This is a genomic window from Acidipila rosea, from assembly GCF_004339725.1.
Classification (GTDB): Bacteria; Acidobacteriota; Terriglobia; order Terriglobales; family Acidobacteriaceae; genus Acidipila; species Acidipila rosea.
The window spans coordinates 1-3,556 of the sequence record NZ_SMGK01000010.1 but is presented as its reverse complement, the minus strand read 5'-3'; the positions used below and the strand labels follow the sequence as shown (position 1 = coordinate 3,556).

The following is a 3,556-nucleotide window of genomic DNA, read 5'->3' as shown; positions in this document are numbered from 1 at the left end:
CAGTTGGTTGAATTATCTATAGTGGTCAAGAGATTTCTTTCTGTTTTCGCGGGTCTGCACGTCGTGGACATGTCCACGACGTGCAGATTTGCTATTTGAGGAAGGTATCGCAAGCCGTCCATAGGCGCGTTCCAGTTGTTCCTTTAGCTCGTTGTTGGTGGCTTCCAGTTGCTTGACACGAAGTCGCAGTGTGGCGATCACTCGCTCCTGCGAGATGAGCCGTCGATGGTTCGTATCGTTCTGTACGGGCGTCTTCGAGACGGCGCGTAGCTTCACGATGCGATCGCGTAGAGGTTTGGTGCTGTAGAGCCAGGCGGTTGAGACGCCGGCGTGGGTCGCGACCGTGCGGAAGTTGATCGCGATCTCTTCCGCTTGCATGCGACGGATGGCGGTTTGTGCTCTCTCCAGAGCGGCGGTGGTTCTTAGCTTCGCGCTACGTTTCAGCCCTTCCGTATTCCTATGCATGTGCCGCCTCCAGGGTGGTGATGATGTTTACCAGATTCGTTCGTTTGCGCGCGTTCATCTCGCTTTGTCGCGTCCAGCCGTTCGCATCGGCTTTGGCGATGACGCGTTCGGTTTCGCGCAGCTCGGCGCGATGAACGTCGAGGAAGGTGATGTCCGTGCGGAAGTGAGCGCAGTTCAGACAGGCGTTCGGATGAGGACAAGGGCCAGCCACCGTAGGGATCGCACAGTAGCCATTGGTCAGAGCCTGCGCGAGCACGTTGCGAGTGAACCACTGCAACTCAACCGTATCGTTGGCGCTGTCTTCCACGACCTTATGTCCGGTGACATCGACCAGCGTGCCTGCAAGATACTCAGAGAGTTTCTCCCGCATCGTGCTGTCGTGGATATGGGCGTAGCGGTTGGTCATCTCAGGGCCCTTGTGCCCCAAGTAGCGCTGGATGATGTGGTGAGGTACGCCGAGATTGATCATCCGCGTGCCCACCGTGTGGCGGAACTGGTGTGACTGGAAGCGGAAGAGGTTCCCATTCGCATCCGTGATGCGACGGTTGTAGGCAAGCTGATTGATGACCTGCGCGAAGCTGGCCTGGCGGATCGGACGACCTCGTTCGCTGGGGAACAGAAGGTCGAAGCCTCGATGACGTTGCCGGACAGATGCTTGCTGCTCCTGCACGACGCGCGCTATTTCCTGCGATACAGGGATCGCGTTCTCCCGCCGAACCTTGCCCTGCAGGTAGCGGAGATAGTAGATGCCACGCGCATCCTGCGAGAGACAGTCCAGCGATAGCTGTAGCAGTTCGCTGATTCGCATGCCGCACTCCTGCAAGATGAGCACCTTTCGCATCCACGATGGCTTCAGATCATGAAGGTGCTGATTCAGTTGGTCGAGCACCGTCGAAGGGATATAACGAGGCTGATGCTTCATTGGCTGCGGAACCTCTTCGTCGTGGATCAGCCGCTCAGGACCAACCGGCAACCACCGCTCACGATGGGCCATTTCAAGGAACGTCCGCAGGTTGATGACATGGTTCTTTCTCGCGCCGGTACACACCCGACTCGGAAGGTAGCTCAGATAGCGCAACAGCAGTGGACGCGTGATCGAACGGGCCGTGGCCTGAGGCTTGTCGGCAGCGAGGAACTCCGAGAAGCAGACCAGAGATTGCAGCCGTGTTCGACACGTTCCCTCCGCATAGATCGGGAGACTGTATGCAAGATGCGACTTTGCCGCGGCACGAAGCCACGGCTGCTTGATCTTCAGGAAGTTAAGCGGCCCCGGAGACAGCGTTGGGTTGTGCAGCATTGATACGCGTCGCAGATCCCATATGTCCTTTTCCTGCTCAGGTCGGTCATCATACGCATCGCTCAGAACAAGGTATGCCTGCCGCAGAGTACTGATATAAGCGCTGTCGCGCGGTGTCACGCGCGGTTGCTGGCTGCTATCCATGCGATGGGTTGTGCCCATGCGGTACATCCCGCAGCGTCGAAGATAAGCCGTGTACGACCGCTTCCACGATTCCAGGTCACGCTCCATGAGCGACACAGGAAGATGCTTTAGGCTGTTGAGCCATCTCATGAGCAGATGCACCCTTGTGAGCTCTTGTGTGCTTGTCCACTGGCCTTCAGCGAACTTCTTCCAGAACGCATACTTCAACTCTCCATTGATCGTTCGCGACTTGCATTCGAGTCGGAGACGACGTTGGTTTGACTTCGGCGATAGACCTTGCACCGGGCAACCCTGCATGTCCCAGACATCTTCCGCCCAGAAGCCCTTTAACTGAGCGAGAAGGCGATGCTGCTTGGCGTGATTCCACTTCGCGCTCTGTCGGCTCATCGCTCACGCTCCCGCAGATAGCGTGTGTACGCCGCTCCCATATCTTCACCGGACAGATGCGCGTAGGTGCTCGTCGTGGTCTGGATATGGGCGTGCCCGAGCCGCTTCTGCACATAGGCCGCATCCCATCCAGATCGCAGCAACTCAGTTGCATGCGTGTGCCGGAACATGTGTGGCGTTATATGCAGACCTGTTCGCCTTCCGAGCGCACGGAACAGATCGATCACGGTCGCATAGTTCATCGGAGCCCCGATGTGACCGCCCCACCAGTTCACGAAGACATAGTCGTGCGAGACTTCTCGGCACTCGTGTACGAGGTAGTCTGCATACAGCAACATGGCCTCCTTTGAGACATGGACGACGTAGGCGGTGCGCGACTTTGCGCGTGCCCCATTCAGATTGGTACGCGGAACGATTTCGATCTCACCATCGAACGAACGGATATCCGCGTGTCGAAGGCCAAGCACCTGGCCGATGCGCATCCCGCTTTCATACAGCAGGCACAACAGCAAGCGATCCCGAAGATGGATACAGGCATCCAGCAGCCGTTGAACGTCGGAAGCTATAAGAACTTTGGGCAACAGCTTCGTTTTTCGCACACGCATCACAGCTTGTCGCAGAGATTGTGTCCGGTTGATGTGGTGAAGGAACGGCTTGTATGAACTCTTTGCGCCGAAGCGGCGTGAACGGCTGATCTCCGTCTCTACGCCCAGTCTGTCCTGATACTCATAGAACGATCCCACTGCTGCCAGCACTACGTTGATTGTCGAGTCGGAACGCGGCTCCCGGGCCTTCCTCGATGACAGACGTAGCCAGCCCACGAACGTAGCCAGATCGGTCAGAGCCAGCTTCTTCCAGTCGCGTCGCGTGTCTACCAGGAACTCGTGGAAGAGCTGAAGATGATGAGCATAGGCTCTGACCGTGTTCGGTGACCGCCCGAGATGGTGAAGATACAGCAGGTATTCATTGATTTCTGTAATGGGGCGTCCGCTCGCATCGAGGACGATCCAACTGCGCTCATGGCTATCTGTCATGATGATTCGTTGCACTTTGTTCACATCTACCCCCCAGAGGTTGGGCGCCAGCCCGCGTTGGCGCAGTTCGCTACGCTCACTGCGCCAACGCGGGCTACCTCCCTCCGGCAAGCAGAGAACTTAACTCCCAACTACACGTCATAGACGCTCTACAGTTAACAATTCCACGACGTTGTGAAATGGCACGTCGTAGACGTCATGGACTGCTTCTGAAGGACTAAAGATAAGT

3 protein-coding genes are annotated in these 3,556 nt (G+C 57.0%); all 3 read right to left on the bottom strand.

Features of this window, described 5'->3' with window-relative positions:
• Nucleotides 1–12: 12 nt before the first annotated feature.
• Genes C7378_RS17555 through C7378_RS17545 form a run of 3 tightly spaced genes read right to left on the bottom strand, consistent with a single transcriptional unit; the run spans nucleotide 13 to nucleotide 3,438 of the window.
• The gene (locus C7378_RS17555) at nucleotides 13–465 is read right to left on the bottom strand and encodes a DUF6262 family protein (protein WP_131999590.1); all 453 of its coding nucleotides are present in this window, start codon (nucleotides 463–465) and stop codon (nucleotides 13–15) included.
• Nucleotides 458–2,293 (bottom strand): tyrosine-type recombinase/integrase, encoded by a 1,836-nt coding sequence (locus tag C7378_RS17550; RefSeq protein WP_131999588.1) that lies wholly within the window; start codon nucleotides 2,291–2,293, stop codon nucleotides 458–460. The genes C7378_RS17555 and C7378_RS17550 overlap by 8 nt, the downstream gene beginning before the upstream one ends.
• Nucleotides 2,290–3,438: a tyrosine-type recombinase/integrase gene (locus C7378_RS17545; protein ID WP_207901474.1), complete on the bottom strand. Its 1,149-nt coding sequence runs from the start codon at nucleotides 3,436–3,438 to the stop codon at nucleotides 2,290–2,292. Before C7378_RS17545 ends, C7378_RS17550 begins: the two co-directional genes overlap by 4 nt.
• Nucleotides 3,439–3,556 lie beyond the last annotated feature (118 nt).

Coding starts and splice junctions, on each gene's coding strand:
- C7378_RS17555 (WP_131999590.1), bottom strand. CDS start 465: ATGCATAGGAATACGGAAGGGCTGAAACGTAGCGCGAAGCTAAGAACC.
- C7378_RS17550 (WP_131999588.1), bottom strand. CDS start 2,293: ATGAGCCGACAGAGCGCGAAGTGGAATCACGCCAAGCAGCATCGCCTT.